24 protein-coding genes are annotated in these 24,473 nt (G+C 72.3%); 14 read left to right on the top strand and 10 right to left on the bottom strand.

The window, feature by feature from the left end:
• The first annotated feature begins 63 nt into the window (after window positions 1-63).
• From ACIQVT_RS29005 to ACIQVT_RS28960, 10 genes are all read left to right on the top strand, one after another.
• Complete coding sequence (locus ACIQVT_RS29005; RefSeq protein ID WP_403760391.1) at window positions 64-1,056, top strand: Rossmann-like and DUF2520 domain-containing protein; 993 nt, start codon at window positions 64-66, stop codon at window positions 1,054-1,056.
• Window positions 1,053-2,045 carry a pantoate--beta-alanine ligase gene (gene panC, locus ACIQVT_RS29000; RefSeq protein WP_403760388.1) on the top strand — a complete coding sequence of 331 codons (993 nt, stop codon included), beginning with the start codon at window positions 1,053-1,055 and terminating at the stop codon, window positions 2,043-2,045. The genes ACIQVT_RS29005 and panC overlap by 4 nt, the downstream gene beginning before the upstream one ends.
• Window positions 2,042-3,763 carry an L-aspartate oxidase gene (locus ACIQVT_RS28995; protein WP_403760385.1) on the top strand — a complete coding sequence of 574 codons (1,722 nt, stop codon included), beginning with the start codon at window positions 2,042-2,044 and terminating at the stop codon, window positions 3,761-3,763. The genes panC and ACIQVT_RS28995 overlap by 4 nt, the downstream gene beginning before the upstream one ends.
• 5 nt (window positions 3,764-3,768) lie before the next feature.
• Window positions 3,769-4,746: a carboxylating nicotinate-nucleotide diphosphorylase gene (gene nadC, locus ACIQVT_RS28990; protein WP_403760382.1), complete on the top strand. Its 978-nt coding sequence runs from the start codon at window positions 3,769-3,771 to the stop codon at window positions 4,744-4,746.
• Between the two features lie 5 nt (window positions 4,747-4,751).
• The gene (locus ACIQVT_RS28985) at window positions 4,752-5,549 is read left to right on the top strand and encodes a type III pantothenate kinase (RefSeq protein WP_403760379.1); all 798 of its coding nucleotides are present in this window, start codon (window positions 4,752-4,754) and stop codon (window positions 5,547-5,549) included.
• Window positions 5,550-5,704: 155 nt separating this feature from the next.
• Window positions 5,705-6,349: a hypothetical protein gene (locus ACIQVT_RS28980; protein WP_403761031.1), complete on the top strand. Its 645-nt coding sequence runs from the start codon at window positions 5,705-5,707 to the stop codon at window positions 6,347-6,349.
• 66 nt (window positions 6,350-6,415) lie between these two features.
• Window positions 6,416-6,595, top strand: a complete 180-nt coding sequence (locus tag ACIQVT_RS28975) for a hypothetical protein (RefSeq protein WP_403760376.1) — start codon at window positions 6,416-6,418, stop codon at window positions 6,593-6,595.
• Window positions 6,596-6,809: 214 nt separating this feature from the next.
• Window positions 6,810-7,208, top strand: a complete 399-nt coding sequence (locus ACIQVT_RS28970) for a BlaI/MecI/CopY family transcriptional regulator (protein ID WP_403760373.1) — start codon at window positions 6,810-6,812, stop codon at window positions 7,206-7,208.
• A 9-nt stretch (window positions 7,209-7,217) separates the two neighbouring features.
• Window positions 7,218-7,751: an amino-acid N-acetyltransferase gene (locus ACIQVT_RS28965; RefSeq protein ID WP_403760370.1), complete on the top strand. Its 534-nt coding sequence runs from the start codon at window positions 7,218-7,220 to the stop codon at window positions 7,749-7,751.
• Between the two features lie 203 nt (window positions 7,752-7,954).
• Complete coding sequence (locus ACIQVT_RS28960; protein WP_030751806.1) at window positions 7,955-8,290, top strand: Lsr2 family protein; 336 nt, start codon at window positions 7,955-7,957, stop codon at window positions 8,288-8,290.
• Here the strand turns inward: ACIQVT_RS28960 and ACIQVT_RS28955 are convergent.
• Window positions 8,269-8,895 carry an SCO3374 family protein gene (locus ACIQVT_RS28955; RefSeq protein ID WP_403760365.1) on the bottom strand — a complete coding sequence of 209 codons (627 nt, stop codon included), beginning with the start codon at window positions 8,893-8,895 and terminating at the stop codon, window positions 8,269-8,271. The genes ACIQVT_RS28960 and ACIQVT_RS28955 overlap by 22 nt on opposite strands.
• A gap of 429 nt (window positions 8,896-9,324) precedes the next feature.
• Here ACIQVT_RS28955 and ACIQVT_RS28950 point away from each other — a divergent pair, with 429 nt between their 5' ends.
• A complete protein-coding gene (locus tag ACIQVT_RS28950; protein WP_403760362.1) occupies window positions 9,325-11,850 on the top strand; it encodes an ATP-dependent Clp protease ATP-binding subunit in 2,526 nt (841 codons plus the stop codon).
• 228 nt (window positions 11,851-12,078) lie between these two features.
• Here ACIQVT_RS28950 and ACIQVT_RS28945 read toward each other — a convergent pair whose 3' ends face one another.
• Entirely contained in the window at window positions 12,079-12,732 is a 654-nt protein-coding gene (locus ACIQVT_RS28945) for an HAD family acid phosphatase (protein ID WP_403760359.1), read from the bottom strand.
• A gap of 454 nt (window positions 12,733-13,186) precedes the next feature.
• On the opposite strand from ACIQVT_RS28945, the gene ACIQVT_RS28940 reads away from it, so the two are divergent.
• Window positions 13,187-13,738: a M23 family metallopeptidase gene (locus ACIQVT_RS28940; RefSeq protein WP_403760354.1), complete on the top strand. Its 552-nt coding sequence runs from the start codon at window positions 13,187-13,189 to the stop codon at window positions 13,736-13,738.
• Between the two features lies 1 nt (window position 13,739).
• Here ACIQVT_RS28940 and ACIQVT_RS28935 read toward each other — a convergent pair whose 3' ends face one another.
• On the bottom strand, window positions 13,740-14,339 hold the full coding sequence (locus ACIQVT_RS28935; RefSeq protein ID WP_403760349.1) for a TetR/AcrR family transcriptional regulator: 600 nt from the start codon (window positions 14,337-14,339) through the stop codon (window positions 13,740-13,742).
• Window positions 14,340-14,463: 124 nt separating this feature from the next.
• On the opposite strand from ACIQVT_RS28935, the gene ACIQVT_RS28930 reads away from it, so the two are divergent.
• Window positions 14,464-16,035: an MDR family MFS transporter gene (locus tag ACIQVT_RS28930; RefSeq protein ID WP_403760342.1), complete on the top strand. Its 1,572-nt coding sequence runs from the start codon at window positions 14,464-14,466 to the stop codon at window positions 16,033-16,035.
• An 84-nt stretch (window positions 16,036-16,119) separates the two neighbouring features.
• Here ACIQVT_RS28930 and cseC read toward each other — a convergent pair whose 3' ends face one another.
• The 5 genes from cseC to ACIQVT_RS28905 form a co-directional block, all read right to left on the bottom strand.
• Entirely contained in the window at window positions 16,120-17,472 is a 1,353-nt protein-coding gene (gene cseC / locus ACIQVT_RS28925) for a two-component system sensor histidine kinase CseC (RefSeq protein WP_403760338.1), read from the bottom strand.
• A gap of 13 nt (window positions 17,473-17,485) precedes the next feature.
• Entirely contained in the window at window positions 17,486-18,190 is a 705-nt protein-coding gene (gene cseB / locus ACIQVT_RS28920; RefSeq protein WP_403760335.1) for a two-component system response regulator CseB, read from the bottom strand.
• A gap of 38 nt (window positions 18,191-18,228) precedes the next feature.
• Window positions 18,229-18,882, bottom strand: a complete 654-nt coding sequence (locus tag ACIQVT_RS28915; protein ID WP_403760331.1) for a hypothetical protein — start codon at window positions 18,880-18,882, stop codon at window positions 18,229-18,231.
• Window positions 18,870-19,409: a SigE family RNA polymerase sigma factor gene (locus tag ACIQVT_RS28910; RefSeq protein ID WP_392071801.1), complete on the bottom strand. Its 540-nt coding sequence runs from the start codon at window positions 19,407-19,409 to the stop codon at window positions 18,870-18,872. The genes ACIQVT_RS28915 and ACIQVT_RS28910 overlap by 13 nt, the downstream gene beginning before the upstream one ends.
• A gap of 274 nt (window positions 19,410-19,683) precedes the next feature.
• On the bottom strand, window positions 19,684-20,559 hold the full coding sequence (locus tag ACIQVT_RS28905; RefSeq protein ID WP_403760328.1) for an A/G-specific adenine glycosylase: 876 nt from the start codon (window positions 20,557-20,559) through the stop codon (window positions 19,684-19,686).
• 181 nt (window positions 20,560-20,740) lie between these two features.
• Here ACIQVT_RS28905 and ACIQVT_RS28900 point away from each other — a divergent pair, with 181 nt between their 5' ends.
• A complete protein-coding gene (locus ACIQVT_RS28900; RefSeq protein ID WP_403760323.1) occupies window positions 20,741-21,562 on the top strand; it encodes a hypothetical protein in 822 nt (273 codons plus the stop codon).
• Between the two features lie 184 nt (window positions 21,563-21,746).
• On the opposite strand, the gene disA is transcribed toward ACIQVT_RS28900, so the two are convergent.
• Both disA and radA read right to left on the bottom strand, forming a co-directional pair.
• On the bottom strand, window positions 21,747-22,871 hold the full coding sequence (disA, locus tag ACIQVT_RS28895; RefSeq protein ID WP_403760320.1) for a DNA integrity scanning diadenylate cyclase DisA: 1,125 nt from the start codon (window positions 22,869-22,871) through the stop codon (window positions 21,747-21,749).
• An 80-nt stretch (window positions 22,872-22,951) separates the two neighbouring features.
• On the bottom strand, window positions 22,952-24,361 hold the full coding sequence (radA, locus tag ACIQVT_RS28890; RefSeq protein WP_403760317.1) for a DNA repair protein RadA: 1,410 nt from the start codon (window positions 24,359-24,361) through the stop codon (window positions 22,952-22,954).
• Window positions 24,362-24,473: the final 112 nt, after the last annotated feature.

Here is a 24,473-nt window from a genome sequence, read left to right as displayed (position 1 = left end):
CGTTAACATGACGAGAAATCGTCCGGTACCCAGAGCGGACTGGAACGGGAAGGCCGCCGTCGCGTGAGTACAGTCCACCAGCCAGACCTCAGGGACCGCCCCGCGCGGCTCACCGTCGGTGTCGTCGGCGCCGGCCGCGTGGGCCCTGCGCTGGCCGCGTCCCTCCAGCTCGCCGGGCACCGCCCGGTGGCCGCCTCGGGGGTCTCCGACGCCTCCCGCAGGCGCGCCGGGGCCCTGCTCCCCGACGTGCCCCTGGTGCCGCCCGCCGAGGTCCTGCGCCGCGCCGACCTGGTGCTGCTGACGGTCCCCGACGACGCCCTGCCCGGCCTGGTCGCGGGCCTGGCCGGGACCGGCGCGGTGCGGCCCGGGCAGTTGCTCGTGCACACCTCCGGGCGCTACGGCGCCAGGGTCCTCGACCCGGCCCTGCGCGCGGGCGCGCTGCCGCTGGCCCTGCACCCGGCGATGACCTTCACGGGCACCCCCGTGGACGTCCAGCGCCTGGCCGGCTGCTCCTTCGGTGTGACCGCGCCCGAGGAGCTGCGGCTGGCCGCCGAGGCCTTGGTGATCGAGATGGGCGGCGAGCCGGAGTGGATCAGCGAGGAGCGGCGCCCGCTCTACCACGCGGCCCTGGCCCTCGGCGCGAACCACCTGGTCACCCTGGTCGCGCAGTCCATGGAGCTGTTGCGCACGGCGGGCGTGACGGCGCCCGACCGGATGCTCGGCCCGCTGCTCGGCGCCGCCCTGGACAACGCCCTGCGGTCCGGGGACGCCGCCCTGACCGGCCCGGTCGCCCGCGGGGACGCCGGCACGGTCGCCGCGCACGTCACCGAGTTGCGCGCGCACGCCCCGCAGACGGTGGCGGGCTACCTGGCGATGGCCCGCGCGACGGCCGACCGGGCCCTCGCCCACGGTCTGCTGAAGCCGGAACTGGCCGAGCCGCTCCTCGGCGTGCTCGCCGACGTGCCGCCCGGAACGCCCGGAGCCCCCGGAGATCCGGGGAGGCCCGGAAGCGACGACACCGACGGCCCGACCGGCACCGAGGGGAACGACCGATGACCACCGCCCTGCTCAGCACCGCCGAGGAGCTGCACGCGCGCCCGCGCACCGGCCGCCGTGCCGTCGTGATGACCATGGGCGCCCTGCACGAGGGCCACGCCACCCTGATCCGCACCGCCCGCGAGATCGCCGGGCCGGACGGCGAGGTCGTCGTCACCGTGTTCGTCAACCCGTTGCAGTTCGGCGCGGGTGAGGATCTCGACCGCTACCCGCGCACCCTCGACGCCGACCTGGCGCTGGCCGGGCGGTCCGGCGCCGACGCGGTGTTCGCGCCCTCCGTCGACGAGGTCTACCCGGGCGGCGAGCCCCAGGTGCGGATCTCCGCGGGCCCCATGGGTGAGCGGCTGGAGGGTGGTTCACGGCCCGGGCACTTCGACGGCATGCTCACCGTCGTCGCCAAGCTGCTGCACCTCACCCGCCCGGACGCCGCCCTGTTCGGGCAGAAGGACGCCCAGCAACTGGCCCTGATCCGGCGCATGGTGCGGGACCTGAACTTCGGCGTCGACATCGTCGCCGTACCGACCGTCCGCGAGGAGGACGGGCTCGCCCTGTCCAGCCGCAACCGCTACCTCTCGCCGCCGGAACGCCGTACCGCGCTCGCGCTGTCCCGCGCGCTGTTCGCCGGCCGGGACCGGCACGCGGCGCAGGAGGCACTGTGCGCGCGGGCCCGGGAGGTGCCCTCCACGCGGGCGCGCGCCGAGGCGCTGAGCGCCCTGGGCGAGTCCCGTGCGGCGGCCGACGCGCACGCGGTGGCCACGGCCGTGCCCGCCGGCCCGGCGGCCGTCCGCGCCGCCGCCCGCCAGGTCCTGGACGACGCCGCCCGCCTCGAACCGCCGCTCCGGCTCGACTACCTGGCGCTGGTCGACCCCGCCGACTTCACGGAGATCGGTGCCGACTTCACCGGCGACGCCGTCCTCGCCGTCGCCGCCCGGGTCGGCACGACCCGGTTGATCGACAACCTCCCCCTCACCTTCGGAGCCGCCTCGTGACCAGCACAGGCATACGCCTGCACGCACCCGCGCCCGGTTGGTCCGTCTCCGCGGACGTGGTCGTGGTCGGCTCCGGTGTGGCCGGGCTGACCGCGGCGCTGCGCTGCGAGGCCGCCGGGCTCAGCACGGTCGTCGTCACCAAGGCCCGCCTGGACGACGGCTCGACGCGCTGGGCGCAGGGCGGCATCGCCGCCGCCCTCGGCGAGGGGGACACCCCCGAGCAGCACCTCGAGGACACACTGGTGGCGGGCGCGGGTCTGTGCGACGAGGAGGCCGTGCGGATCCTCGTCACCGAGGGCCCCGACGCGGTACGGCGGCTCATCGACACCGGCGCCCACTTCGACGAGTCCGCCGAGGGGGAGCTGGAGCTCACCCGCGAGGGCGGCCACCACCGCCGCCGCATCGCGCACGCGGGCGGCGACGCGACGGGCGCGGAGATCTCCCGCGCGCTCGTGGAGGCCGTCCGCGCGCGCGGGCTGCGCACCGTGGAGAACGCGCTCGTACTGGACCTGCTGACCGACGACGAGGGCCGCACGGCCGGAGTCACCCTGCACGTGATGGGCGAGGGCCAGCACGACGGCGTGGGCGCCGTGCACGCCCCCGCGGTGGTGCTCGCGACCGGCGGCATGGGCCAGGTGTTCTCCGCGACCACCAACCCGTCGGTGTCCACCGGCGACGGCGTGGCGCTGGCGCTGCGCGCGGGCGCGGAGGTCAGCGACCTGGAGTTCGTGCAGTTCCACCCGACCGTGCTGTTCCTCGGCGCGGACGCCGAGGGCCAGCAGCCGCTGGTCTCCGAGGCGGTGCGGGGCGAGGGCGCCCACCTGGTCGACGGCGACGGCGTGCGCTTCATGGTGGGCCAGCACGAACTGGCCGAACTGGCTCCCCGGGACATCGTCGCCAAGGGCATCATGCGGCGCATGCGGGAACAGGACGCCGAGCACATGTTCCTCGACGCCCGGCACTTCGGCGCCGAGATGTGGGAGCACCGCTTCCCGACGATCCTGGCCGCCTGCCGGGCCAACGGCATCGACCCGGTCACCGAGCCCATCCCGATCGCCCCGGCCGCCCACTACGCCTCCGGCGGCGTGCGCACCGACGCCCGCGGCCGCACCACCGTGCCCGGCCTGTACGCGTGCGGCGAGGTGGCCTGCACCGGCGTGCACGGCGCCAACCGGCTCGCCTCGAACTCGCTCCTCGAAGGTCTCGTGTACGCCGAGCGGATCGCCGCCGACATCGCCGCCGCGCACGCGGACGGCGGCCTGCGCGCGCGGGTGCCCGCGCCGGTCCCGCACCCCGGCCGCCCCGCGCACCCGCTGCTCGCCCCGGAGAGCCGCTTCGCGATCCAGCGGATCATGACCGGCGGCGCCGGCGTGCTGCGCTCGCGGGACTCCCTGGCCGGGGCCGCCGAGCAGCTCCACGAGCTGCACGGCGAGGCCCGGGTCGCGCTGGAGGAGAACGGCAAGACCGCCGAGCCAGGCGTGGACACCTGGGAGGCGACGAACCTCCTGTGCGTGGCCCGGGTCCTGGTCGCCGCGGCGCTCCGGCGCGAGGAGACCCGCGGCTGCCACTGGCGCGAGGACCGGCCCGAGCGCGACGACACCACCTGGCGGCGCCACATCGTCGTACGGCTCGATCCGGACCGGTCGCTCGCCGTGCGCACCACCGCCACCGCAGACTTCCCCCCGATCCGGCCCGACCAGCGTCCACAGGAGCAGTGACAGACGTGAGCACCGAAGACCTTCCCCTCGCCCCGAACGGCGGCTGCGGTGACGGCTGCGCCTGCGGCGCGGAGGGCGACGAGGAGTATCCGGAGTGCGGGCTCGACCCCGCGCTCGCCGAACTGCTGGCCGCGGCCGGCCTCGACCCGGTCGAGGTCGAGGACATCGCCAACGTGGCCGTCCAGGAGGACCTGGACGGCGGCGTGGACGTGACGACCGTCGCGACCATCCCCGAGGAGGCGGTGGCCACCGCCGACTTCACCGCGCGCGAGGCCGGCGTCGTGGCCGGCCTCCGGGTCGCCGAGGCGGTGCTCTCCGTGGTCTGCACGGACGAGCTGGAGGTCGAGCGGCACGTGGAGGACGGCGACCGCGTCGAGGCCGGGCAGCGGCTGCTCTCCGTCACCACCCGCACGCGTGACCTGCTCACCGGCGAGCGCAGCGCGCTGAACATCCTGTGCCGGCTGTCCGGCGTCGCGACCGCCACGCGCGCGTGGGCGGACGCGCTGGAGGGCACCGGGGCGCGCGTGCGCGACACCCGCAAGACGACCCCGGGCCTGCGCTCGCTGGAGAAGTTCGCCGTCCGCTGCGGCGGGGGCGTCAACCACCGCATGTCGCTCTCGGACGCGGCCCTGGTGAAGGACAACCACGTGGTCGCCGCCGGCGGCGTCGCGCAGGCCTTCGCGGCCGTCCGGGAGGCCTTCCCGGAGGTGCCCATCGAGGTCGAGGTCGACACGCTGCACCAGCTGCGCGAGGTGGTGGACGCGGGCGCCGACCTGATCCTGCTGGACAACTTCACGCCCGGCGAGTGCGAGGAGGCCGTCGGCATCGCCGGTGGCCGTGCGCTGCTGGAGGCCTCCGGCCGGCTGACGCTCGCCGACGCGCGCGCGTACGCCGAGACCGGCGTGGACTTCCTGGCCGTCGGCGCGCTCACCCACTCCTCGCCGATCCTGGACATCGGCCTGGACCTGCGCGAGGCGGAGTAACGGCCATGCTGCTCACGATCGACGTCGGCAACACGCACACGGTCCTCGGCCTGTTCGACGGCGAGGACATCGTCGAGCACTGGCGCATCTCCACGGACGCGCGCCGCACGGCGGACGAGCTGGCGGTGCTGCTCCAGGGCCTGATGGGCATGCACCCGCTGCTCGGTGACGAGCTGGGCGACGGCATCGACGGCATCGCGATCTGCGCGACCGTCCCGTCGGTCCTGCACGAGCTGCGTGAGGTCACCCGGCGCTACTACGGCGACGTGCCCGCCGTGCTGGTCGAGCCGGGCGTGAAGACGGGCGTGCCGATCCTCACCGACAACCCCAAGGAGGTCGGCGCGGACCGGATCATCAACGCGGTCGCCGCCGTCGAGCTGTACGGCGGCCCGGCGATCGTCGTCGACTTCGGTACGGCGACCACGTTCGACGCGGTCTCCGCGCGCGGGGAGTACGTCGGCGGGGTGATCGCGCCCGGCATCGAGATCTCCGTGGAGGCGCTCGGCGTCAAGGGCGCGCAGCTGCGCAAGATCGAGGTGGCCCGGCCGCGCAGCGTGATCGGCAAGAACACGGTCGAGGCCATGCAGTCGGGCATCGTGTACGGCTTCGCCGGACAGGTCGACGGTGTGGTCGGCCGGATGGCGCGAGAGCTGGCCGGCGACCCGGACGACGTGACGGTGATCGCCACGGGCGGGCTCGCACCGATGGTGCTGGGGGAGTCGTCGGTGATCGACGAGCACCAGCCGTGGCTGACGCTGATCGGACTGCGGCTGGTGTACGAACGCAACGTGTCGCGGATGTGAGCGGTGCGGCCGGCGCCCCGGGGCGCCGGCCGCGGATGACCCCGGACGGGGGAAAGCGGGAGCGACACGCGTCGGAACAACGTCCCGATGTGTCTCTTTTGTCCGATTAGCGATAGCGTCACCGCATGCCCACGCCATACGGATCCCGCGGCGGCATGGCGTTCGGCGTGGAGGAGCTGCGAGTGCTCCGCCGTGCCCTCGCCCTCGCCCTCCACCCCGGCCACGCCTCCGCCGAGGACGCGCAGGACTGCTTCCGCCTCGCCGAGTCCCTCGACGAGGCGACGCGCGAGGGTGCCAGACTGCGCGCCTTCCTCGTGGCGGACCTGGGCCGGTACCGGGCCGCGCTGCCGGGCGGCGCCGCCGGCTACCTCACCCTCCTGGAGGAGGCGCTGGCAGCGGGGTACCGGCCCGTGCCGGACGACCTCGCCGCGCTCCGGGCACTGCGCGGCAACCCGGCGGCGGCGGCGCTCCTCGGCCACTGCCGGACGCTGGCCGAACAGGACGTGCGGACCCGGTTCGCCCAGGGCGCGCGCCGGGTCCCGGCGCCCGCGGTGCCGTCCGCGCGCACGCGCCTGCACGCCCTCGCCGGCGGCGCCGGCGAGCCGTCCGCGCACCGTGCGGCGGCCCGGTCCGAGGAGCCCGCCACGCCCGCGCCGGAACCGGCCCCGAAGCCCGCCCCCACCCCCGGGGAGCGACCGGCCCCCGACGCCCCCGACGCGCCCAAGCGGCCCGTCCCGACGCCGGGCGAGGTCTTCCCGCGCCGCAAGCCGGCCGAACCCCGGGAGCTGGCCGCCGGCTAGCCGCCGTACGCGCCGCGCGGCCCACCCCGCGCCGGTCCGGCCGGGATCCGTGGCTACCCTGGTGGTATGGACTACGTCTCCGCGCTCGTGCCCCCGGTCGTCATGGCCGCGTTCTTCGTCGGTGTGGTCAGGGTGATCGTGAAGACCCAGGGCGGGGCCGCCAAGGCCAAGGAGGACGCGGCCGTCGACGCCGCCCTCGCGCGTGCGGAGGGTGTGCGCAACGCCCCCGCCGCCGGCGACGTCTGAGCGGCGGCCCGCCGCGCGCCCTGCCCCGGCTCAGGCGCCCGCGCTTCCCGCGCGGGCGCCCACCTGTGCGTACGTGATCCCGGAGCCGTCCGGGCCGTACGCCCTTTTTGTGCGCGTTCGCAGGCCTAGCGCACGTCCGGTACGCCATTGCCGGGATCTCCCACTATTGTTCTGAGTTGTGCCTCGCCCATTGGGAGAACTCGAAGACGCGGTCATGACGCGGGTGTGGAAGTGGAACCGCCCGGTGACCGTTCGGGAAGTCCTGGAAGACCTACAGCAGGAACGGACGATCGCGTACACCACCGTGATGACCGTTCTGGACAATCTCCATCAGAAGGGCTGGGTCCGCCGGGAGGCGGAAGGACGGGCCTATCGATATGAAGCCGTGTCGACACGAGCCGCCTACGCCGCCGCCCTCATGAACGACGCCTGGTCGCAGAGCGACAACCCCGCCGCCGCTCTCGTCGCCTTCTTCGGGATGATGAGCGACGAACAGCGCCAGGCCCTCCGGGACGCCGTACGCATCGTCCAGGGACCGGAAGAAACCCGGCCGCCCGCCGAAGACCGCCGAGAGGAGAACCCCGGCTCGGCGGAGGGGTCGGACGGGCGATAGCGTCCGTTCATGCCAGCAGAGCGTCCCGAAGTCCCCGCAAAAGCCCTGACCGTCCGACGGGCCCGGACCAGCGATGTCCCCGCCCTGCGCCACCTCCTCGACGCGTACGTCCGTGACCGCATCCTGCTCGACAAAGCCATGGTCACCCTTTACGAGGACATCCAGGAGTTCTGGGTCGCCGAACGCGACGACAACGCCGAGGTGGTCGGTTGCGGAGCGCTGCACGTCATGTGGGAGGACCTCGCCGAAGTCCGCACGCTGGCGGTGAAGCCCGGCCTCCGGGGCGCCGGCGTCGGTCACCGGCTGCTGGAGAAGTTGCTCCAGACCGCACGCTGGCTCGGCGTTCGCCGGGTTTTCTGCCTGACCTTCGAAGTGGACTTCTTCGGGAAGCACGGCTTCGTCGAGATCGGGGAGACGCCGGTCGACACCGATGTCTACGCGGAGCTGTTGCGCTCCTATGACGAGGGCGTCGCGGAGTTCCTCGGTCTCGAACGAGTGAAACCGAACACCTTGGGCAACAGCCGGATGCTTCTGCATCTGTGATCGTCATTGCCCCGGTGCCCTATGTCCGAAACGCGCATGTTTCCGGGCCGTGCCGGTGCGCCGAGGCTCTGCCGGGGGTTTGTGTTTTTCCGGCAAAAGCGGTTTGCTTTCCGACGTAACGCAGTACTGCATATAACAGGGGCGGCGAAACGGCGGACGCCGCACACCCCTGGTCCTCAACGTTATCGATGAAAGGAAATGCGGTGGCACAGAAGGTTCAGGTCCTTCTTGTCGACGACCTCGACGGCGGCGAGGCGGACGAGACCGTCACGTTCGCGCTGGACGGCAAGACGTACGAGATCGATCTCACGACTGCCAATGCGGACAAGCTGCGCGGTCTTCTCGACCCCTATGTCAAGGGCGGTCGTCGTACCGGGGGCCGTGCCTCCGGTGGACGTGGAAAGGCGCGTGCCGCTTCCGGCGGCAACCAGGACACCGCGGCGATCCGCGCCTGGGCGAAGGAGAACGGTTACGAGGTCAACGACCGCGGCCGTGTTCCGGCGTCCATCCGCGAGGCCTACGAGAAGGCCAACGGCTGATTCCGCCCGGAATCGGCCGGCCCGGCGCCCGAGCGTCGCAGCCGGACACGGTGACAGTGCGCTGCCACCGTGTCCAGCAGTCGTACGAGATCGGGGACGCCTCCCGCGCGTCCCACGGCCGGCATGGCCGGCAGCGAAGCCTCGACCCCGCGTCCCGGCTCAGGGGGCCGCAGCCACACGGCGGCCCCCTGCACGGTTCCCGCCCGTCCCGAGGTGACGGCTCCCGCGGGCCGCGCCGGGGCCCGCACCGTGCCGCCCGCGCCCAGCAGGCGCAGGTCCAGCCGCACGGCGCCCCACTCCAGCCACTCCAGCACCCCGGGCACCTCCTCCGCGCCGCCCGCGGCCAGCAGCAGCTCCATCCGGTCCCCGCGCAGGGCCACCGGAGAGCCGGGCGCCAGCAGCCGGAGCACCCGCGCGCCCGCCTCGGCCGGCACGTCCAGCACGTCGAACAGCACCCCCGTACGCAGCCGCAGCGGCCGTCCGGGCACGGTCGGCCAGCCCAGATCGTTCTCGTACCAGTGCCGGAGACGGGCGTCCGGTGCGTCCGGACCGGGGGGTCGGCGGGGAAGAGGGACCGTGGACGTGGTGAGGACCGGACCAGCCATACCTCTGCAACCGTCCCGCGGGCCCGCGGGTTACGCTGGGTGTCCGCCCGGCTGCGCCGGGTGTTCCGGGAGGGTGAGCGTGGGGGTCCGGGGAGGCGTGAGGTTGTTCGCCCGTAGCGGAGCGAACCGGTGCCCGCGGCATGGACCGACGGTGCCCGCGGGTAAGACATGCCTAGTGGGAGGGGGCGACACGCAGGACGGGGCGTCTCACGTTCGCCATCGGCGTACTGGCGACTGGGGTAACTGCCTGGCCTGCGGGAACATCGTCTCGCACCATCGGGTTGGGACAGATGTCGGCGTTCGGGGTCAGGAGGCCATCGACGGTGTCGGCAGTTGGAATGAGCGGTCCCCGCTTGCGGGACTAAGCTGCGGAAGGACAGGGAGGGGAAGTTCCCCCCACTGCCTGACCGCTCTGAGGAGCGATTAACGATGTTCGAGAGGTTCACCGACCGCGCGCGGCGGGTTGTCGTCCTGGCTCAGGAAGAAGCCCGGATGCTCAACCACAACTACATCGGCACCGAGCACATCCTCCTGGGTCTCATCCACGAGGGCGAAGGTGTCGCCGCTAAGGCCCTGGAGAGCCTCGGCATTTCGCTTGAGGCGGTCCGCCAGCAGGTGGAGGAGATCATCGGGCAGGGTCAGCAGGCCCCGTCCGGGCACATCCCCTTCACTCCCCGTGCCAAGAAGGTCCTGGAGCTGTCGCTCCGCGAGGCCCTTCAGCTGGGTCACAACTACATCGGCACAGAGCACATCCTGCTCGGCCTGATCCGCGAGGGCGAGGGCGTCGCCGCCCAGGTCCTGGTCAAGCTGGGCGCAGACCTCAACCGGGTGCGGCAGCAGGTCATCCAGCTGCTCTCCGGTTACCAGGGCAAGGAGACCGCCACCGCCGGCGGCCCGGCCGAGGGCACCCCCTCGACCTCCCTGGTCCTGGACCAGTTCGGCCGGAACCTCACCCAGGCCGCCCGTGAGTCCAAGCTCGACCCGGTCATCGGGCGCGAGAAGGAGATCGAGCGGGTCATGCAGGTGCTGTCCCGCCGCACCAAGAACAACCCGGTGCTGATCGGTGAGCCCGGCGTCGGCAAGACGGCCGTCGTCGAGGGCCTCGCCCAGGCCATCGTCAAGGGCGAGGTGCCCGAGACCCTCAAGGACAAGCACCTCTACACCCTGGACCTCGGTGCGCTGGTCGCCGGCTCCCGCTACCGCGGTGACTTCGAGGAGCGCCTGAAGAAGGTCCTCAAGGAGATCCGCACCCGCGGCGACATCATCCTGTTCATCGACGAGCTGCACACGCTGGTCGGTGCGGGTGCCGCCGAGGGCGCGATCGACGCCGCCTCCATCCTGAAGCCGATGCTGGCCCGCGGTGAGCTCCAGACCATCGGTGCGACCACCCTGGACGAGTACCGCAAGCACCTGGAGAAGGACGCCGCCCTCGAGCGCCGCTTCCAGCCCATCCAGGTCGCCGAGCCGTCCCTGCCGCACACGATCGAGATCCTCAAGGGCCTGCGCGACCGGTACGAGGCGCACCACCGCGTCTCCATCACGGACGAGGCTCTGGTCCAGGCCGCCACCCTGGCCGACCGGTACATCTCGGACCGCTTCCTGCCCGACAAGGCGATCGACCTGATCGACGAGGCCGGCTCCCGGATGCGCATCCGCCGGATGACCGCTCCGCCGGACCTGCGCGAGTTCGACGAGAAGATCGCCGGCGTCCGCCGGGACAAGGAGTCCGCGATCGACTCGCAGGACTTCGAGAAGGCCGCGTCCCTGCGCGACAAGGAGAAGCAGCTCCTGGCCGCCAAGGCCAAGCGGGAGAAGGAGTGGAAGGCCGGCGACATGGACGTCGTCGCCGAGGTCGACGGCGAGCTGATCGCCGAGGTCCTCGCCACGGCCACCGGCATCCCGGTCTTCAAGCTGACCGAGGAGGAGTCCAGCCGCCTGCTGCGCATGGAGGACGAGCTCCACAAGCGGGTCATCGGCCAGGTCGACGCCGTCAAGGCGCTGTCCAAGGCGATCCGCCGTACGCGTGCCGGTCTGAAGGACCCGAAGCGTCCGGGTGGCTCGTTCATCTTCGCCGGTCCGTCCGGTGTGGGTAAGACCGAGCTGTCCAAGGCGCTCGCCGAGTTCCTCTTCGGCGACGAGGACGCGCTGATCTCCCTCGACATGTCGGAGTTCAGCGAGAAGCACACGGTGTCGCGGCTCTTCGGTTCGCCCCCCGGTTACGTGGGCTACGAGGAGGGCGGCCAGCTGACCGAGAAGGTCCGCCGCAAGCCGTTCTCCGTCGTCCTCTTCGACGAGGTCGAGAAGGCCCACCCGGACATCTTCAACTCGCTGCTCCAGATCCTGGAGGACGGTCGCCTGACCGACTCCCAGGGCCGGGTCGTGGACTTCAAGAACACGGTCATCATCATGACGACCAACCTCGGCACCCGGGACATCTCCAAGGGCTTCAACCTGGGCTTCGCGGCCTCGGGTGACACGAAGACCAACTACGAGCGCATGAAGAACAAGGTCTCTGACGAGCTCAAGCAGCACTTCCGCCCCGAGTTCCTCAACCGTGTGGACGACGTCGTCGTCTTCCCGCAGCTCACGCAGGCCGACATCCTGCGGATCGTCGACCTGATGGTCGGCAAGGTCGACGAGCGCCTGAAGGACCGGGACATGGGCATCGAGCTCTCCCAGCCCGCCAAGGAGCTGCTGGCCAAGAAGGGCTACGACCCGGTGCTGGGCGCGCGTCCGCTGCGTCGCACGATCCAGCGCGAGATCGAGGACACGCTGTCGGAGAAGATCCTCTTCGGCGAGCTGCGTCCCGGTCACATCGTGGTCGTGGACACCGAGGGCGAGGGCGAGACCCAGACCTTCACCTTCCGGGGTGAGGAGAAGTCGGCGCTGCCCGACGTCCCGCCGATCGAGCAGGCGGCCGGCGGTGCCGGTCCGAACCTGAGCAAGGACGCGTAGGCGTCCGGCGGACAGACCGAGCGAAGGGGCCGGTGCCTATGGGCACCGGCCCCTTCCGGCTTTCCGGCCGCGCGCCGCTCGGAGCGGGACCGGACGGGCCGTCGAACGGCGGAGCGCGGCGGTGCGGGTGCCGGACGGGTTCCGGGCCGTCGGGGCATATGGCCCGGACGCCCTCCATGTCCGGGCCGCCCGGCTCCTCGTCGGTCGGGAAGGGCCGGTCGTCGGTTGTTACGACAGCTGTCCGTCGTAGTCCGGGAGCTTGAAGGTCTTCTCGGCGTGGCCGCCGGAGAGGTCGGTGGGGCTGTTGCCGATGTTCGCGATGATCGTGTAGCCGTCCTTCTCGATGCCGGTCCGCTGGGCGGTCTTGTACGCGGCGACGTCCTTGAAGAGGTCGACGAGGCCGCGGACGCGGAGGCCGGCGACTCGGTAGCCGTCGTGCTCGAGGTTGTACTCGGTGGGCCAGGCGAGGATGCCGGGACGGGCGGTCACGAAGAAGAGGGCGACGCCGTGGTCCTGGGCGTACCGGGCGACGTCCAGGACGGGCCTGTTGGCCGGCTGGGGGTAGCTGAAGCCGAAGTCGGTCTCCAACGCGGTGTTGTCGATGTCGAGGACGACGGCCTGCTTCTCACCGGGCCTGGCGGCGGCTATGCGCTGCTCCAGGTAGGGCAGCGCCTGGTCCATGACGGCCTGGCAGTCCCGCTGCCAGACGGCGTGGTCGACCGCCGCGGCGGCGCGGGCGGCGGCCGCCGGGGCGGCCGCCGGGGCGGGCGCCGGGCCGGCCGCCAGGGCCGGGGCGGCCGGTCCGGCGAGGGCGGCCAGACAGGCCGCGGCCGCGCCGGCGGCGGTCAGGGAGGCGGGGCGCGCCCAGGGGCGTCGGGTCATCGGTGGGGGTCCTCTCACGTCGGTACGCGTGTCCGTACGCGTCCTGAATGTCAGGTGCATGATCTGAGCCGAGGATGGCGCGAGGGGAACCGTAGGGTTACCGGACGGTAGGTGCCTAGAGGCCTGCGTCACATTTCCGTGATCGCTGTGGCGCGTGTCCGGTGATAAGCCGCACAGGCCATACAAGGCCTACTAAGGCAGCTAGTGAACCTAAATAAGACCATAAAACGGACATTTACCCCTCGGGTCCCCGACGGGAAAACCCGTCGTCAACGGGGGTGGCCAGGGTCGGTGGGGTCTGTCAAGACTCGCTTGGTTTCGCCGTCATGTACTACCTCTGTCCGTAGATGGGCGTTTTGAGAACAGCCGGGGTGCTCGGTTACCAAGGGATAGCCGCCCGGTCGGACGTCTGTACGCCGGGTGGACCACACGTCCCCGAATCCACGAGGTATCGATGTTCCAGCGCGTCACGTCCCGCTCTTCCCGCACGTCCTCGCTCCGCAACCGCGTGGCCGTCCTGGCGGCCGGTATCGGCGCCACGGCCGTGCTGGGGACCGGGGTCGCGTCCGCCGCCACGGCGTCCGCCGCCTCCTGGGTCGACCCGGTGAAGTCCTACACGCTCTCCGCGGGCTTCGACCAGGCGGGCAGCCACTGGGTCGCCAAGCACAGCGGTCAGGACTTCGCCGTGCCGACCGGCACCGAGGTCATGGCCGCGCACGGCGGCACCGTCGTCAAGGCCGGTCCCAACGGCGCCGGCGACGGCCCGGCGTACGGCAACGCCATCGTGATCAAGCACGGCAACGGCACGTACTCGCAGTACGCCCACCTGTCCCGGATCGACGTCCGGGTCGGCCAGGTCGTCGCGACCGGCCAGCACATCGCCCTGTCCGGCTCCACCGGCAACTCCACCGGGCCGCACCTGCACTTCGAGATCCGCACGACCCCGAACTACGGCTCCGCCGTCAACCCGGTCGCCTTCCTGCACGCCAAGGGCGTCTCCGTCTGAGCTACTCCGTCCCGTGGGCGCCCCGGTGCGCCTGCGTGACCAGGTCCAGGGCGACTTCGAGAACGGCCTCGCGCTTCTTCCCGGAGTCGCCTTCCAGGTCCTGCATCACGAACATCCCCGCGTGTAGCGTGAACATCGCGCTGACGCAGCGGACCTGCTCCACCAGCGGTGCCTCGGGGTCGATGATGATGTCCCTGAGGCCGCGCAGCCGGTCCTTGAAGGTGTCGCCGATGCGCAGCTCGCGCACGGTCGCCTGGTTCTCCTGCATGAAGCGGAACAGCGGTTCGGCGCCCCCCAGGGCCGCGCTGTAGCGCCGTACGATCTCGCGCTTGGTCTCCAGCGTGTGCGGCTGTCGCCTGCCCCACTCGATGAGGTCCTCGATCGGCTGCGTCAGGTCCTCGAAGAGGCTGACGATGATCTCTTCCTTCGTCTTGAAGTGGTAGTACAGGGCCGCCTTGGTGACGTCGAGGCGCTCGGCGATCTCGCGCAGGGAGGTCTTCTCGTATCCCTGCTCCGCGAAGAGTTCGAGCGCCACGTCCTGGATGCGCTGGCGGGTGTTGCCGCGGCGCTGCTGCTTGGTGCCGTCCATGGTGACGCCCATCCTCGTACTCCTCGCGCTCCCGCGGAAACTTACTTGACGACCGGCTAGTGACAGGTCTACTTTCTCAGTGTACTGAACTAGCCGGGCGGCAAGTAAGTAGCTGCCGCAGGGGGAGTGGACGAGGATGGCGGACGCGGTCGAGACTGTCACCGAGGGCAAACAGCCCAGAAGCGTGCGAGTGGTACTGCTCGCACTGATGATCGCGATGATGCTCGCGATGCTGGACAACATGATCGTGGGTACGGCGATGCCGACGATCGTGGGTGATCTCGGCGGCCTGGAGCACCTGTCCTGGGTCGTCACCGGATACACCCTGGCCACCGCGGCCTCCACCCCGGTCTGGGGCAAGGTCGGCGACATGTACGGCCGCAAGGGCGCCTTCCTCAGCTCGATCGTGATCTTCCTGGTCGGCTCGGCGCTGAGCGGCATGGCCCAGGACATGGGCCAGCTCATCGGCTTCCGCGCCGTGCAGGGCCTCGGCGCCGGCGGCCTGATGGTCGGGGTCATGGCGATCATCGGCGACCTCGTGCCGCCGCGTGAGCGGGGCAAGTACCAGGGCATGATGGCCGGCATCATGGCGCTCGCCATGATCGGCGGACCGCTGGTCGGCGGCACCATCACCGACAACTGGGGCTGGCGCTGGGCCTTCTACATCAACCTGCCGCTCGGCGCGGTCGCCCTCGCGCTGGTCACCGCCGTGCTGCACCTGCCGAGGAAGCGGTCCAAGGCGGGCATCGACTACCTCGGCGTCGTCCTGCTGACCGTGGGCATCACCTCCATCGTGCTGGTCACCACCTGGGGCGGCAGCGAGTACGCCTGGACGTCCGCGCGGATCATGGAACTGATCGGCATCGGTGTGGCCACGCTGGTCGGGTTCGTGTTCTGGCAGACCAGGGCGGCCGAGCCGGTGCTGCCCCTGCACATCTTCCGGAGCCGCAACTTCACCCTGATGGCGCTGATCGGCTTCATCACCGGCTTCGTGATGTTCGGCGCCACCCTGTTCCTGCCGCTCTACCAGCAGGCGGTGCAGGGCGCCTCCGCGACCAACTCCGGTCTGCTGCTCCTGCCCATGCTCGGCGCGATGCTGGTGACCTCGATGGTCGCCGGCCGGGTCACCACCGGCACCGGCCGGTACAAGGTCTTCCCGGTCGCCGGTGGCGCGCTGATGATCGTCGGGCTGTACCTGCTGTCGCTGATGGACACGGGCACCACCCGCCTCACCTCCGGCCTCTACATGGCGGTGCTCGGCGCCGGCATGGGCTGCCTGATGCAGATCACCATGCTGGTCGCGCAGAACAGCGTGCAGATGAAGGACATGGGCGTGGCCTCCTCGTCCGCCACGCTCTTCCGCACCCTCGGGTCCTCCTTCGGCGTCGCCATCATGGGCGCGCTGTTCAACCACCGGGTCCAGGACGTCATGTCCGAGCGGGCCGGTGCGCTGGGCTCGAAGCTGACCGAGAAGTCGGCGCAGCTGGACGCGGCGAGCCTGGCCAAGCTGCCCGTGCAGGCCCGCGAGGCCTACCAGCACGCGGTGTCCGAGGGGACGCACTCCGCGTTCCTGCTCGGCGCCGTCATCGCGGTCGTGGTCCTGGTCGCGGCGCTGTTCGTCAAGGAGGTCCCGCTCAAGGGCGGGCCGACGAAGCCGTCCGCCGACGGCGGGGACGCGGTGCCGGTGACGATGGCCGAGGCCCTCTGACACCGGTCACGCGCCACGAAGGCCCCGGGGTGTCCGCCCCCGGGGCCTTCGGCATGTCCGCGCCCCCCGCGGGGACGCGCACCCTCACGCGCCGAGGGGGCGCGGCAGCATCGGGAAGCTGCCCGTGGCGGTCGGGGCGTGCTCGGGGAGCCAGAGGACGGCCACCGCGCCCTCCGAGGGGAGGCCGGCGGGCGTCCCCACGGGCCGTACGTTGCGGAAGGTCAGCCGGGCGCCGAGCACCCGCGCCTGACCGGCCGCGATGGTCAGGCCCAGCCCGTGCCCCTGCCCGGCGCGGTCCTCGCTGCCGGTGCGGAACCGGCTCGGCCCCTCGGCGAGGAGCTCCTCCGGGAACCCGGGGCCGTGGTCGCGGACCCGGATGACCCGGCCCTCCACGGTGACCTCGATGGGTGGGCGGCCGTGCCGGGCGGCGTTGGCGAGCAGGTTGAACAGCACCCGCTCCAGCCGCCGCGGGTCGGTCGTGACCTCCGACTCGTGCACCACCCGTACGGTGATGTCCGGGTCCTTGGCGGCCACCCGACGGGTGACGAACTCGCCCAGCATGATGTCCTGGAGCTCCGCCCGCTCCGACGCCCCGTCCAGCCGGGCCACCTCCAGGACGTCCTCCACCAGCGTGCGCATCGCCTGCGCCCGGTCCAGCACCAGTTCGGTGAGCCGGCCCGGCGGCAGCAGTTCGGCGGCCGTGAGCAGGCCGGTGACCGGGGTGCGCAGCTCGTGCGCGATGTCGGCGGTGACCCGCCGCTCCGCCTCCAGGCGTTGCTGGAGCGCGTCCGCCATGGCGTCCACCGCGCGGGCGAGATCGTCGGTCTCGTCGCGCACTACCCCGCCGATGGCCTCCCGCACCCGGACGTCGGTCTCGCCCTTGGCGACGCGGTTGGCGGCGGCCGCCGCCTTGCGCAGCCGGCGGGACAGCTGGCCGCCTATCAGCACGCCCAGCGCGCTGCCGCCGAGCACGACGGCGACCGAGCCGATCACCAGGGCCTGGTCCAGGTCCCGCATGACGTCGCTGCTGCGGTCCGGCAGGTGCATGTGCACGGAGAGGACGTGCCCGTCCTTCACCGGTACGGCCGCCCAGACGTCCGGCACCCCTCCGTGTCCGGAGACGTCACTGGCCCGGCGGCCCTCCTCGACCTTCGCGCGCAGCGCGACGGGCAACTCCGGGTCGTCGGTCCGGACGTGGGGGAAGATCGGCCCCCGGTTCAGCTCGTAGTTGCGCTGGGCCAGCAGCAGGCGCTCGTTGGCCAGCTCGCGCGCGCTGTCCAGCATCGAGACGCGCGCCGCGTTGTGCACTACCAGGCTCAGCACGATCGCCACCAGGCCGGCCACCAGCGCGATCGCCGCGCTCAGCTTCCATCTCAGCCCGGTCCGCAGGTCCGCGCGCTCCATGCGCCGGACCGGGTACCGAAGGATCCCCCGCATACCGTCGCTCCGCTCAGGCCTTCAGCTTGTAACCGAAGCCGCGGACCGTCTCGATGCGGTCCTGGCCGATCTTCTGCCGCAGCCGCTGCACGTGCACGTCCACGACCCGGGTGTCACCGCCCCAGCCGTACTCCCACACGCGTTCCAGCAGCTTGTCGCGGGAGAGCACGGTACCCGGCGCGGAGGAGAACTCCAGCAGCAGCCGCATCTCGGTCGGGGTCAGCGCCACGGGGTGCCCGGCCCGGCGCACCTCCATGCCGTCCGTGTCGATGTACAGGTCCCCGAAGGCCAGCGTGCCGCCGGTGACGGCGGGCGCGGGGTCACCGGCCTGCCCGGCGCCGCCGGCGTGCCCGAAGCGGCGCAGCACCGCGCGGATCCGGGCGACCAGGACGGCGCCGTCGAACGGCTTGGTCACGTAGTCGTCGGCGCCCGCCTCCAGGCCGAGGACGACGTCGATGGAGTCGGCGCGCGCCGACAGCATGATCACCGGGACGGTCGACTCGTCGCGGATGCGGCGGCACAGACTGACGCCGTCCAGCCCCGGGACCATGACGTCCAGCAGCGCGATGTCGGGGCGGTCCGCCCGGAACGCGGCCAGGCCGGACAGGCCGTCGGGCATGGCGGTGACCGCGAAGCCGTCCCGCTCCAGGGCGAGTTGGGTGGCCTCGCGGATGACGTCGTCGTCCTCGACGAACAGGACGTGGGTCTGGTCTGCCATCCCGGTGCTCTCAGTCCTCGTGGTGTGCGTGTGGGCGGTCAGTTGTCCGGCGCGGGGGTCGGGCCCCCGCCGGCGGACTTGCTGTACTCGTTGCGGGTGGGCTTGCCCTGGGTGAACCGTCCCAGCCGCCACGTGTAGGGGGTCACGATCTCACCCGACGGGCTGGAGATCGCATCCCCCCGCTCGTAGTACTGCCGGGTCACCGACAGGACGCCCTGGTCGATCTCCGCGTAGACCGGGGACTCCTCGCTCTTGAACACGTCGGTGAACGCGCTGCCGTCCCTCCGGTACACGTACGAGCCGACACCGACCGCGTCGGCACAGGTCAGCACGTTGACGACGACGTCGTCCACCGGGCCGCCGGTCAGATTGCCGTAGGAGACGTCGACCGGGTACTCGTCGCCGTCGCAGGGTCGCAGCTCCCGCTTGACCGCACCCGACACCTCGGGGTCGTGCTTGACCAGCGCCACCGGGTCCACCCGTCGGTACGACCGGGACGGGCTGGGCGAGGGGGAGGCGACGGCTCCGACGACCGCCGAGGCGTGCGCCGGGCCCTCGTCCCGCGCGCCCGTGCCCCCACTGCCGCAGGCGGCGGCGAAAAGGGCGAGGGCGGCGAGCACGGTCCCCGCCGCGATCACCGCCTGTGTACTGCCTCGGACCCCGTCGGGTCCGGCCCCGGTCAGGCCGCGCAACGCTCCCGCTCCTCACGCTCCAGCGCGCGTGCGTCCAGATCGCGGGCCTCCAGCTCCTCACGGAGCCGGGCGAGCGCCCGGTGCAGCGTGCTCTTGACCGTACCGGCCGACATGCCGAGGGCAGCGGCCGTCTCCTCCGTGGACATCTGCTCCCAGTGTCGCAGCACCACGACGCTGCGCTGCTTGGGAGCGAGCACCTTCATGACGTCCATCAGCAGGGCCCGGTCGGCGTGCTGCTCGGTGGAATCGTCCACGCAGGCGTCCGGGAGCTGCTCGGTCGGGACCTCCTCCAGCTTGCGCGCACGCCACCACTCGGTCCGCGTGTTGATCATGACCCGGCGCAGATAGGCGTCGGCGAGCCGCTTGTCGGCGATGCCCTCCCAGCGGCCGTACGTCCGCACCAGCGCGGTCTGGAGCAGGTCCTGGGCGTCGACCGGGTCCGGCACCAGCCGCCGCGCACTGCGCAGCAGCGCGTCCTGTCGGGTACGGACGTACTCCTCGAACTCGAGCACCTCGCCCTGCGCCATGATCAACCGCCTCCGCTCCCCGTCGTCCCCCGGGCCGTTGCCCGAAGTCCTGCCGTTCCACGTGTCCGGTGGTCCGCCGGGCACGGAGAAGAAGCTACGGAGCGGTTGTCACGGGGCTGTGCGGACCAGCCTGCGGCTGGCAGTCGGCTATCCGTCGGTTGTGTAACGAAGAGCGGAACGGGGTACAGCGGGCGACCCATCAGCCCCTTTTGGTGGGCTATGTCCGCTCCGGAGTGTCGTAACGGACTCCCGGGGGCTGTGACATGCCTGTGCGTCAGCCCAGCGGCAGCCGGTACAGACCGCCGGGCAGCGGCTCCACCAGACCGTCCGCGACCAGCCCGTCGAGCGCGCGGGCCCGCTGCACCGGCTCGTGCCAGACCCGGTCCAGCGCCGCCTGCTCCACCGGCACGTGCGCCTCCCGCAGCACGGCCAGCAGCTTGCCGCGCACCTGCCGGTCCGTGCCGGCGTACGTCTGCCCGCGGCGTGGCGGCCCGGTGTGCTCCGGCTTGCCCGCGAGCCGCCAGGCGCAGCGCTCGGCGATCGGGCAGCGCCGGCACTCCTCGTTCTTCGCCGTGCACACCAGCGCGCCCAGCTCCATGGAGGCGGCGGCCCACCGGGCGGCGGTCCGCTCGTCGTCCGGCAGCAGCTCCCGGGCCAGCCGCCGCTCGGCGGCCGTGGTGGCGTTCGGCGGGTACCGCACGCCCGTCACCGCCCGCGCCAGGACTCGGCGCACATTGGTGTCCAGCACGGCGTGCCGCTGCCCGTACGCGAACGACGCCACCGCGGCCGCCGTGTACTCGCCGATGCCGGGCAGCGCGAGGAGTTGCGCGTGGCCCGTCGGCACGTCCCCGCCGTGCCGCTCCGTTATGGCGACCGCGGCGCCGTGCAGGCGTAGGGCGCGGCGCGGGTAGCCGAGCCGGCCCCAGGCGCGCACCGCCTCGCCGGGTGCCTCCCCGGCGAGATCTGCGGGGCGCGGCCAGCGGGTCAGCCATTCCTCGTAGACGGGCAGCACCCGGTTCACCGGGGTCTGCTGGAGCATGAACTCGCTCACCATCACACCCCACGGACCCGCCTCCGGGCGGCGCCAGGGGAGGTCACGGGCATGGGCGTCGAACCAGGTGATCACGGGGGCGTGGAGCGTCTCAGTCATGGCCCTACGATCCTGCCACGGGCGGCGCGGACATGGGGGGTGACGGCGCGGTCACCGAGCGTGCCGAACCGGGAAGGGCCGTGCCGGTGGCGGCAGTTACCGGAATGATGATCCGGAAAAGTTCGTGGGTGTGCGGCGGGTGGCGCGAGCAAGCCCGGGGATCTCTCGTACAGTTTGCGCCGTGGGATCTCTGCGCAATCCGGTCGGGCCGCTTCCCTCCTCCATCTACTGGCGTCGGAGGGCCGTACTGCTGTCCGTGTTCGCCCTGTTGGTGCTGGTGGTCACGTTGATCGTCGCGCTCGGCGGCGGAGGCGGCAAGAAGGACGCCGACGGCTCCGACGGCAAGAACCCCGGGCACACGATCACTCCCGGACCGTCGGACTCCGAGTCCGGTCCCGCGTACAGCCAACACCCCGGCGGACGCGACGAGTCGGGCGGCGGCGGCTCCGACGGCACCGGTTCCGGCTCGGGTTCGGGTTCGGGTTCCGGCTCGGGTTCCGGCTCCGGTTCCGGCGGGGACGGCGGCTCGGACGGTTCGGGTGCCGGCTCGGCCGGCGGTCACGTCGGCCCGGGTGACGCGCTCGCGGCGTCCTCCCCGCTGCCCGACTGCACGGCCGGGGCGGTGCGGTTGAGCCTGCGCAGCGTGCACAACTCGTACTCGCCGGACCAGACGCCGACCTTCGAACTCACCGCGAAGAACACCTCGTCCGCCGACTGCAAGACCGATCTCGGCCCGAAGAAGGCCGTGTTGACGATCACGCCGGCCGACACGGACGACGCCTACTGGTCGTCCGACGACTGCCCGGACGGCGCGGGGAGTCTGACCTTCCGGGTGCCGGCGGGCAAGAGCGTGACCTACACGGTGACGTGGGACCGCAAGCCCAGCTCCCCGCACTGCGCGACGCCGTCCGCGGGCTCGGCCGAGCCGGGCACGTACCTGCTGGAGGCGAAGGCCCCGGGGTTCGCGAAGACCCAGGCTTCGTTCGTCCTGTCCGCGGACTAGGTCCCGCGACGCGGACGGTCCGGGTCCGGACGGCCCTCGGCCCGGACGGCCCTCGGCCCGGACGGCCCTCGGCCCGGACGGCCCTCGGCCCGGACGGCCCTCGGTCGAGGCCGCGGGACCGGCCGCGCGGGCCGGCCGGGTCGCGGGCGTGGGACCCGGGCGGCCCGGCGGGTGGCGCCGGAGGTCAGACGTAGCGTTCGAGAATCGAGGACTCCGCCAGGCGGGACAGCCCCTCGCGCACGCTCCTCGCCCGGGCCTCACCGACACCGTCGACCGTCTGGAGGTCGTCGACGCTCGCGGCCAGCAGCTTCTGGAGACCGCCGAAGTGCTCCACCAGGCGGTCGATGATCGCGCCGGGCAGCCGCGGCACCTTCGCCAGGAGGCGGAAGCCGCGCGGCGACACAGCGGAGTCCAGCGTCTCGGGGGAGCCGGTGTAGCCCATGGCCTTCGCCACGGTGCCCAGTTCGAGGAGCTCCGCGTGGCTCAGGGCGTCCAGCTCGGCCAGGGCCTCCGCGACCGTACGGGACCGCTTGGCCGTCGGCTCGGGCACGTAGTCCCGGACGACCAGTTCCCGGTCGGGCTCGACCCCGGCGATCAACTCCTCCAGCTGGAGCGAGAGAAGACGGCCGTCCGTGCCCAGCTCGACCACGTACTCGGCGATCTCGGTGGCGATGCGCCGCACCATCTCCAGGCGCTGCGCGACGGCCGAGACGTCCCGGACCGTCACCAGGTCCTCGATCTCCAGCGCCGACAGCGTGCCCGCGACCTCGTCCAGCCGGAGCTTGTACCGCTCCAGCGTGGCCAAAGCCTGGTTGGCGCGGGACAGGATCGCCGCCGAATCCTCCAGGACGCGCCGCTGGCCGTCCACGTACAGGGCGATCAGCCGCATCGACTGCGAGACGGAGACCACGGGGAAGCCGACCTGCTTGCTGACCCGGTCCGCCGTGCGGTGCCGCGTGCCCGTCTCCTCCGTGGGGATCGTCGGATCCGGCAGCAGCTGCACGCCCGCCCGCAGGATCTTCGACAGGTCCGAGGAGAGCACGATGCCGCCGTCGAGCTTGCACAGCTCCCGCAGCCGGGTCGCGGTGAACTCGACGTCCAGCACGAACCCGCCCGTGCACATGGCCTCGACCGTCTTGTCGGAGCCGAGCAGGATGAGGCCGCCCGTGTTGCCCCGCAGGACTCGCTCGAGGCCGTCCCGCAAGGCGGTGCCGGGCGCCACGGCGCTCAGCGAGGAGCGCATCAGGCCATCGGCACCGGCACTCCCACCGGACTTGCCGGGAGCTGCTGCCCGGTCGTTGGCTGCCACTGCACTCCTCCGGTCGCGGGTTGTGAGGCGCTCCCGTTCCGGCACGCGGTTCGTACGGACGGGCGAGACCTGCGCAAAGTCTACCGGCGCTCCTCCGCCTCCCGTGGGGCCTCTCGGCGACGGGCGCGCGGCAGCACCCGCAACGCGTCCCCCATGTCGGCGACCTCCACGACCTTCATGCCCGGCGGGACCTTGCCGGGATCGGTCGGTACCAGCGCGTGCGTGAAGCCCAGCCGATGCGCCTCGGAGAGCCTGCGCTGCACGCCCGTGACCCGTCTCACCTCGCCCGCGAGCCCCACCTCGCCGATGGCGACCAGGTTCTTCGGCAGCGGGGTGTCGCTGGCGGCGGAGGCGAGGGCGAGCGCGATGGCGAGGTCGGCGGCCGGCTCCGACAGCTTCACGCCGCCGACCGTCGCCGAGTAGATGTCCCGCTTGCCCAGCGCGCTGATCCGGCCGCGCTGTTCGAGGACGGCCAGCATCATCGACACCCGTGAGGTCTCCAGGCCGGAGGTCGTGCGGCGCGGGGAGGGGATCTGGGAGTCGACGGTCAGCGCCTGCACCTCCGCGACCAGCGGGCGGCGGCCCTCCAGGGTGACGGTCAGGCAGGTGCCCGGCACCGGCTCGGCCCGGCGGGTCAGGAACAGGCCGCTCGGGTCGGCGAGACCGGTGATGCCCTCGTCGTGCAGCTCGAAGCAGCCCACCTCGTCCGTGGCGCCGTAGCGGTTCTTCACGCCGCGGACCAGGCGCAGGCGCGCGTGCCGGTCGCCCTCGAAGTGCAGGACGACGTCCACGAGGTGTTCGAGGAGCCGGGGGCCGGCGATGGCGCCGTCCTTGGTGACGTGGCCCACCAGCAGGGTGGACATGCCGCGCTCCTTGGAGGCGCGGATCAGGGCGCCGGCGACCTCCCGGACCTGCGCCATGCCGCCGGGCGCGCCCTCGATCTCCGGGGAGGCGACCGTCTGCACCGAGTCGAGGACCAGCAGGGACGGCTTCAGCTCGTCCAGGTGGCCGAGGACGGCCGACAGATCGGTCTCCGCGGTCAGGTACAGGTCGTCGGCGAGCGCGCCGATCCGGTCGGCGCGCAGCCGCACCTGGCTCGCCGACTCCTCGCCGGTCACGTACAGGGTGCGGTGGGCGGCGCTCGCGGCCTTGGCCGCCACGTCCAGCAGCAGGGTGGACTTGCCGACCCCGGGCTCGCCGGCGAGCAGCACGACCGCGCCGGGGACGAGGCCGCCGCCGAGCACCCGGTCCAGCTCGGGCACGCCGGTGGAGCGGGCGGTGGCCTGCCGGCCGTCGACCTGGCCGATGGGCAGCGCGGAGGTGGTGACGCGGCCCGGTGCCGTCGTCCGGACCGCGGGCGCCCCGTACTCCTCGACCGTGCCCCAGGTCTGGCACTCGGGGCAGCGGCCGAGCCACTTGGCCGTCTGCCAGCCGCACTCGGTGCAGCGGTAGGACGGGCGGTCCTTGGTGGTCTTGGTACGGGCAGCCATGCGGAAACCGTAGCCCGCGCCACTGACAACGGGACCACGGACGGGAGGACGGACCGGAACTCGGAGGGAGCGACGGACCGGGCACGGAGCGGAGGACGGACGCGGCCGGGGC

The sequence above is a fragment of the Streptomyces sp. NPDC100445 genome, from assembly GCF_044759735.1.
GTDB lineage: Bacteria > Actinomycetota > Actinomycetes > Streptomycetales > Streptomycetaceae > Streptomyces.
Note: the sequence above shows the minus strand (reverse complement) of the source record. Positions and strands in the feature narration are given on the sequence as shown.

Coding starts and splice junctions, on each gene's coding strand:
- panC (WP_403760388.1), top strand. CDS start 1,053: ATGACCACCGCCCTGCTCAGCACCGCCGAGGAGCTGCACGCGCGCCCG.
- ACIQVT_RS28985 (WP_403760379.1), top strand. CDS start 4,752: ATGCTGCTCACGATCGACGTCGGCAACACGCACACGGTCCTCGGCCTG.
- ACIQVT_RS28980 (WP_403761031.1), top strand. CDS start 5,705: ATGGCGTTCGGCGTGGAGGAGCTGCGAGTGCTCCGCCGTGCCCTCGCC.
- ACIQVT_RS28975 (WP_403760376.1), top strand. CDS start 6,416: ATGGACTACGTCTCCGCGCTCGTGCCCCCGGTCGTCATGGCCGCGTTC.
- ACIQVT_RS28970 (WP_403760373.1), top strand. CDS start 6,810: ATGACGCGGGTGTGGAAGTGGAACCGCCCGGTGACCGTTCGGGAAGTC.
- ACIQVT_RS28965 (WP_403760370.1), top strand. CDS start 7,218: ATGCCAGCAGAGCGTCCCGAAGTCCCCGCAAAAGCCCTGACCGTCCGA.
- ACIQVT_RS28955 (WP_403760365.1), bottom strand. CDS start 8,895: ATGGCTGGTCCGGTCCTCACCACGTCCACGGTCCCTCTTCCCCGCCGA.
- ACIQVT_RS28950 (WP_403760362.1), top strand. CDS start 9,325: ATGTTCGAGAGGTTCACCGACCGCGCGCGGCGGGTTGTCGTCCTGGCT.
- ACIQVT_RS28945 (WP_403760359.1), bottom strand. CDS start 12,732: ATGACCCGACGCCCCTGGGCGCGCCCCGCCTCCCTGACCGCCGCCGGC.
- ACIQVT_RS28940 (WP_403760354.1), top strand. CDS start 13,187: ATGTTCCAGCGCGTCACGTCCCGCTCTTCCCGCACGTCCTCGCTCCGC.
- ACIQVT_RS28935 (WP_403760349.1), bottom strand. CDS start 14,339: ATGGGCGTCACCATGGACGGCACCAAGCAGCAGCGCCGCGGCAACACC.
- ACIQVT_RS28930 (WP_403760342.1), top strand. CDS start 14,464: ATGGCGGACGCGGTCGAGACTGTCACCGAGGGCAAACAGCCCAGAAGC.
- cseC (WP_403760338.1), bottom strand. CDS start 17,472: ATGCGGGGGATCCTTCGGTACCCGGTCCGGCGCATGGAGCGCGCGGAC.
- cseB (WP_403760335.1), bottom strand. CDS start 18,190: ATGGCAGACCAGACCCACGTCCTGTTCGTCGAGGACGACGACGTCATC.
- ACIQVT_RS28910 (WP_392071801.1), bottom strand. CDS start 19,409: ATGGCGCAGGGCGAGGTGCTCGAGTTCGAGGAGTACGTCCGTACCCGA.
- ACIQVT_RS28905 (WP_403760328.1), bottom strand. CDS start 20,559: ATGACTGAGACGCTCCACGCCCCCGTGATCACCTGGTTCGACGCCCAT.
- radA (WP_403760317.1), bottom strand. CDS start 24,361: ATGGCTGCCCGTACCAAGACCACCAAGGACCGCCCGTCCTACCGCTGC.